Below are 6,132 nucleotides of genomic sequence, written 5' to 3'. Positions count from 1 at the left end.
GCGGCGCGGCTGATCGAGTCGTCGATGGAGAAGACCATTGCACAGAAGTTTGTGACCTACGACTTCGAGCGCGGGATGCAGGGCGCGACCAAGGCGAAGACGAGCGAGTTTGCTACACGCATGATTGAGAACATGGGGTAGCAATGCTGGGTATTGATAGGAAAAGCAGGTTCGTCCGCTTCGCTGCGGAATGGAAATGCCAAAGGGATTGTGATTCAAAGAAGGAGATGAGATGGCGCGGAAGAAGGTAACGATTGTAGGTTCGGGAAATGTTGGAGCGACGACGGCGCACTGGATTGCGGCGAAGGAGCTTGCGGATGTGGTGCTGTTGGATGTGATTGAAGGCGTGCCGCAGGGCAAGGGGCTGGACTTGCTGGAGGCCATGCCGATTGAGAAACGCGATGTGAGCATCATCGGCACAAATGATTATGCGGACACCGCGAACTCGGATGTGGTGGTGATCACGGCGGGCATCGCACGCAAGCCGGGCATGAGCCGCGATGACCTGCTGAATACGAACTTCAAGATTATGAGCGATGTGGTCTCCAAGGTGGTGGCGCAGTCGCCGAATACAATTCTGGTGATTGTCTCGAACCCGCTGGATGCGATGGCGCAGACGGCGTTCAAGCAGGCCGGGTTGCCGCGCGAGCGCGTGATTGGCATGGCTGGTGTGCTCGATTCGGCGCGGTTCCGTACATTTATTGCCGAGGAACTGAAGGTGTCGGTCGAGAACGTGACGGCGTTTGTGCTGGGCGGCCACGGCGACACGATGGTGCCGCTGTCGCGCTACTCAACGGTTGCAGGCATTCCGATTACGGAGTTGATTCCGGCGGACCGCCTGAAGGAACTGGAGACGCGCACGGCCAATGGCGGCGCGGAGATTGTGAAGCACCTGAAGACGGGATCGGCGTACTACGCGCCTTCGGCTGCGGCTACGGAGATGGTCGAGGCGATCCTGAAGGACAAGAAGAAGATTCTGCCGTGCGCGGCTTATCTACAGGGTGAGTACGGGATCAAGGGCCTGTACGTTGGGGTTCCGTGCAAGCTCGGGGCAAAGGGTCTAGAGCAGATCATCGAGATCAAGCTGACTGCTGATGAGCAGGCTGCGCTGAACAGGAGCGCGGATGCGGTGAAGGAGCTTTGCTCGGTGATTGGGGTCGCGTGATGCAGGTTGCGGAGCGATGTCCGCGTGATGCAAACCGACGGGATAACGAGAGCGGAAGAGGCCTCGCGCGACGGCTGGCATATCTGTATCTGATTGGCGTCTGTGCAGCGTATGCGGGCGTAGTTTTGGCGGTAAAGAACCCGCCCGCATTCGTCGATTTTCCTGATTGGGTCTATCAGGGGTTTTTGCTGCACGGGTGGATGGCAGGACACCACGTTGCGGGATATGCCCTGAAGCGTTACGCGGTTCCGAACAGCACCACAACTGTAGGGCTTGGCTTGCTGGATACCGTGCTGACGTGGCAGTGGGCCGGTAAAGCATGGATTGCAATCTATATCCTGCTTGCCGGCTTTGCGACCTGGATGCTCTCGAAGGCAACGCGAGGAAGCGACTGGAGGCTGATGGTTGCCTTGCCGGGGAGCGTCTTCTTCAACCTGGACTTCTGGTATGGACATATCAGCTTCGAGATGGGCATGTTCCTTACGTTCCTTTTGGTCGCGCTGATGATACGTGAAGCATCCTCGGTCACACTGAGCCTGTTGCTTGTGCTGATCTTCTTTACGCACATGGAAGCATGTGCGTGCGCCCTTCTCTTTCTGGGCATCTGGAGTTGGGAGAAGAAGCAACTTCGCCGGTTGTGGGTTGGTGTTCCAGCCATTCTACTGACCGCGTGGTATGCGGTGGGCAGGTTTTCAAGCGGCAACCCCGATGGCGGCATGGCCGACGTCGGCTACAGGTATGGATCGAAGACGTTCATCATCTATAAAGTCAATACCTACTTCAGAACATTTGGCTATGTGAATGTTTGCGACATGCAGGGGCATTCGGTCAGCGAGCTATTTCTTGGGCGAGCTCTGTTTGTTCTTCTGATCGCCGCTTCATTGTGTGTCGCGGCGCTGATCATCTGGTTGATGCTCAGGTTTCTACTGGAACCTGACGAGCACAACGGTTCGCATCGCTCGATTAAAATCTTTCTGGTGGCATTGCTGGCGCTCTCGCTTTTTCTGCCCCATACGATATTGGGCACGGCGGATCCTGGATCGAGGCTGTTGTTGATGGCAGTTGCGATCGGGTCGTACTTTGTCCGGTGGAACCGTCCGGCAGGGACAATGATTGCCTGTCTCAGCGTCCTGTTCTGCCTGGTGAATCTCTATCAGTTGGCCCGTGTGAGTAGAGGCCCATTGGTGCAGGGACGCCAAAAGGATCTCCCGGCGGCCATATTGAGGTACGGCCACGTGGAACCGGCCATCCGTGTGCATCTTTACAAAGCCATTGAACAGGGCCAGATGGACCAGATCGTTTTTACCTCAGGCCTATTTACGCAGAGCAGATAGAGAAAACGCCGGAGAGCGAATAGCCCTCCAGCGTTTGATGGACAGTGGTCGATCAGGTTACGCCACACGCTCGATGGTGACGGATTCGAGGACGACGTCCTTTTTTGGGCGGTCCTGGGCGGCAGTGGGGACTTTGCTGATCTTTTCGACGATGTCGTAGCCTTCAACGACTTTGCCGAAGATGGTGTGCTTGCCGGTGAGCCAGCTTGTGTCGGTGACGGTGATGAAGAACTGCGAGCCGTTGGTGTTGGGGCCAGCGTTGGCCATGGCGAGTTTGCCGGGCTGCTGGAAGCCGTGTTTGGAGCCACGGGTTTCGTCGGCGAACTTGTAGCCGGGGCCGCCCATGCCGGTGCCTTCGGGGTCGCCGCCCTGGATCATGAAGTTGGGGATGACGCGGTGGAAGACGGTTCCGTCGTAGAGCTTCGCTCCCTTCTTGCTGCGGCTGTTCCAGTCCTTGGTGCCCTCGGCGAGGCCGATGAAGTTGGCGACGGTCTGGGGGGCGTCCTTCTCAAACAACTCGCAGACGATGGTGCCTTCGGTGGTCTTGAAGGTGGCATAGGTGCCGGGCTTGGTTGGCATTGCGGTTTTCTCCTTACGGGTTAGATGTGGATGCGTGGCCCAGCGCGGTTTTTATTGCTGAGGCGCGGAGGGATGGTGCTGTAGGGTCGGCGTGGATGATGCAGCAGTCGGTGAGGCTGCCGTTGCCGGAGGAGTGGGTTCAGGCGGTATAGGTTGGCCGTCACGCACGATGGTGATGCGGTTGATGACGACCGGGGTGAGCGGTTTGTCGCGGTCGTCGCGCTCGACGCGAGCGATTGACGAGACGATGAGCACGGAATGGGCGTCGCACTGGCCGAAGATGGTGTGCTTGCCGTTCAGCTCGGGAACGGGGACTTCGGTAATAAAGAACTGAGAGCCGTTGGTGCCGCCGCCGGTGGGGCCGGGACCTGCGTTCGCCATGGCGAGGCGTCCGGGAACGTTGAAGGTGAGCGAGGGGTCGATCTCGTCCTGGAAGAAGTAGCCGGGGTCGCCCATGCCGTTGCCTGCGGGGTCGCCGCCCTGAATCATGAAGTTGGGGATGACGCGATGGAAGGTGGTGCCGTTGTAGAGCGGCACGCCGTGCATCTTTTTCAGGGTCCTGGGGTCAGTCCAGTCTTTGGTGCCTTCGGCGAGCCCGATGAAGTTGGCGACGGTGATGGGCGCCTGTTTATCATAGAGCTTGCAGGTGAGGCGGCCCATCGTCGTGTCGATGACGGCGGTGGGGCCGGTGGGAACGACAGGCGGCGTCACTTGCGGCGTGGCGCTGGGTGCGTCGGGAAGTGCGTCAGTGCTTTGCGAAGAAGGTGCGCTCTGCGCTGGCGCATAGGCGCTGATGGCCAGGGCAAGGGCGAGATAGTGAAGCTTCATGCGGTGTGGGACTCCATAGAACAGGCTACCGTAGACGCGGAGTTGGAGCAATGCAGGCCGCGTCTACGGTATGGAGTTCTTCAGAGGGGTTACCGGTACGCGATGACGAGGCTGTCGGGGCCGATCGGCGACCCAAGCTCTACCCGGGTGAAGCCAGCATCCTTCGCCATGGTTTCAAGTTCCGCGAAGGTGTAGGCGTCTCCAGAGGGAGTGGTGGCGAGCATCATCATGCTGAAGGCGGCGGCCATGGGTGGGCTGACACGGTCGGGATTGGGGACGAACTCGGCGATTGCGGCGCGGCCGCCGGGCTTGAGCGCGGCGTATACCTTGCGCATGAAGGCTGTGCAGGTGGGCGGGTCGAAGTGGTGCAGGAAGTTGGTGATCAGCGCAAGATCGTATCCGCTGCCGAAGTCGGTCTCGAATGCGCTGCCGGGGAGCAGGTGGTAGCGATCGGCGACTCCCATCGCCTGCGCGTTCTGTGCTGCGACTTCGAGGACGTTTTTCCAATCGGAGGCGTAGATGTGGGCTGAGGGATTCTGCTTTGCTACGGAGATTCCATAGATGCCATGGCCTGCTGCGATGTCGAGGACCTTCTCGACTTCTCCGCCCTTGCGGAGATCGGCGGCCATGAGCTGGGCGGACATGAACATCATGGGCATCATGGCTTTGGCAAACTTGACCCAGTCGGGGTTCTCGGGGTCCAGATTTCCCTGGCCGAGCGCGGTGCCGCCTTTGCGCACGGCTTCGGTGAGCCGGCTGTGTGCGTCGCGGATGCGCGACGTGAGGAGGAAGTCAACGGCGCCGCCGAGGTATGCAGGCGACTGGCGGTTGAGGAACATCGCTGTGTCCGGCGCGAGACCGTAGGCCGTGCCTTGCTTGGTCAGGAAGCCGTGGATGGTCAGGAAATCACACAGGGTCCTTATTCCTCGCTCGGAGGCGCTGCAACGCTTTGCGATGGTTGCAGCGGTGGCGTTGCCTTCGGCGATGGCGGTGAAGACTTCCAGCTCAAGGGCGGTCTTCATGGCTTCGGTCTGCTCGTAGGCGTTAATGGCGGCGAAGAATCGCTCGGGCGTGGGCTGTTGCTGTATCGCTGCTGTACTCATTCGTTCCTCCTGGCAGATAAAAAGAGAGTTCCCAGTCTACGTGGATAACCGCCTTTTGTATCGCAGCTTGCGAGGATATTTACTTGGCGCGGATGGTGATGTCTTCGGTGTGGTCGGCGTCGGCCTGAACTTCGCGGAAGACGCGGAGGATGTTGCCGCCGAGGACCTTGCGGACGTCGTCGGCGGAGTAGCCGCGGGCCATGAGGGCAGCGGTCACTTTGGGGAAATCGGCGGCAGAGTCGATTTCGGCGGGTGGCACAGGGATGCCGTCGAAGTCGGTGCCGATGCCGACGTGGTCGATGCCGGCGACCTTGATGATGTGGTCGAAGTGGTCGATGAGCGAGTTGAAGGGCGCGCGGTCGATCATGGCGGCGTACTTGCGGTCAACCGTGTCATCGACGAAGAAGGGGACCGGCAGGCCCTTGGCCTTGTACGGCGCTTCGGCCTCGGCGTACTCCTTCTGGCGCTCGGGGCGTGAGGCGTTCCAGGCTTCGCGCCAGTGCTCGTCGATGAAGGCGGGGTAGAAGTTGACCATGACAACGCCTCCGTTTTTGGCGACGGCGCGGAGCATGTCGTCGGTCATGTTGCGTGCCGCATGGGTCAGGGCGCGCGAGGAGGAGTGCGAAGCGATGATCGGGGCCTTTGTGGTGGCGATGGTGTCCCAGAAGGTCTTGTCGGAGACGTGCGAGACGTCCACCATCATGCCGAGGCGGTTCATCTCAAGCACGACCTGTTTGCCGAATGGGGTGAGGCCGTTGTGATGGTGGACTTTGGGGTCGTCCTGGTCGCCGGAGGAGTCGGCCCAGTCGTTGGTGTTCGACCAGGTGAGCGTCATGTAGCGGACGCCGAGGCGGTAGTAGTCGCGCAGCAGGCCAAGCGAGTCTTCGATGGAGTGGCCGCCTTCGATACCCATCAGGACGGCGAACTTGCCGTCTTTGTGGGCCTGGATGATGTCGTCGGCGGAGACGCAGAGGCGGAGCTTGTCGGGGTGCTTGCGGACCTGCTCCAAAGTTCCGTCAATCAATTCGAGGGTACGAAAAGCGGCGCGGTCGCCGGGGTACTGGTCGGGATCGACCCAGATGGAGAAGAACTGCGCGTCCAGATTGCCCTTCTTCGCGGAGTC

Annotated in this window: 6 protein-coding genes; 2 read left to right on the top strand and 4 right to left on the bottom strand. The window is 60.0% G+C overall.

The window, feature by feature from the left end:
- Positions 1-232 precede the first annotated feature (232 nt).
- Together mdh and VFU66_RS03275 are read left to right on the top strand one after the other, a co-directional pair.
- A complete protein-coding gene (gene mdh / locus VFU66_RS03280; RefSeq protein WP_326444804.1) occupies positions 233-1,165 on the top strand; it encodes a malate dehydrogenase in 933 nt (310 codons plus the stop codon).
- Between the two features lie 125 nt (positions 1,166-1,290).
- Positions 1,291-2,499, top strand: coding sequence for a hypothetical protein (locus VFU66_RS03275; protein WP_326444803.1), 1,209 nt, complete (start codon positions 1,291-1,293; stop codon positions 2,497-2,499).
- 57 nt (positions 2,500-2,556) lie between these two features.
- On the opposite strand, the gene VFU66_RS03270 is transcribed toward VFU66_RS03275, so the two are convergent.
- The 4 genes from VFU66_RS03270 to VFU66_RS03255 all read right to left on the bottom strand — a co-directional run.
- Positions 2,557-3,078 (bottom strand): peptidylprolyl isomerase, encoded by a 522-nt coding sequence (locus VFU66_RS03270; RefSeq protein ID WP_326444802.1) that lies wholly within the window; start codon positions 3,076-3,078, stop codon positions 2,557-2,559.
- A gap of 51 nt (positions 3,079-3,129) precedes the next feature.
- Positions 3,130-3,906, bottom strand: coding sequence for a peptidylprolyl isomerase (locus VFU66_RS03265; protein WP_326444801.1), 777 nt, complete (start codon positions 3,904-3,906; stop codon positions 3,130-3,132).
- Between the two features lie 89 nt (positions 3,907-3,995).
- The gene (locus VFU66_RS03260) at positions 3,996-5,009 is read right to left on the bottom strand and encodes a methyltransferase (RefSeq protein WP_326444800.1); all 1,014 of its coding nucleotides are present in this window, start codon (positions 5,007-5,009) and stop codon (positions 3,996-3,998) included.
- Between the two features lie 79 nt (positions 5,010-5,088).
- The coding region (locus VFU66_RS03255) for a dipeptidase (RefSeq protein WP_326444799.1) at positions 5,089-6,132 on the bottom strand (1,044 nt) is incomplete at its 5' end.

Source organism: Edaphobacter sp. (assembly GCF_035763405.1).
GTDB lineage: Bacteria > Acidobacteriota > Terriglobia > Terriglobales > Acidobacteriaceae > Edaphobacter.
This window is presented reverse-complemented; position numbering and strand designations above follow the sequence as displayed.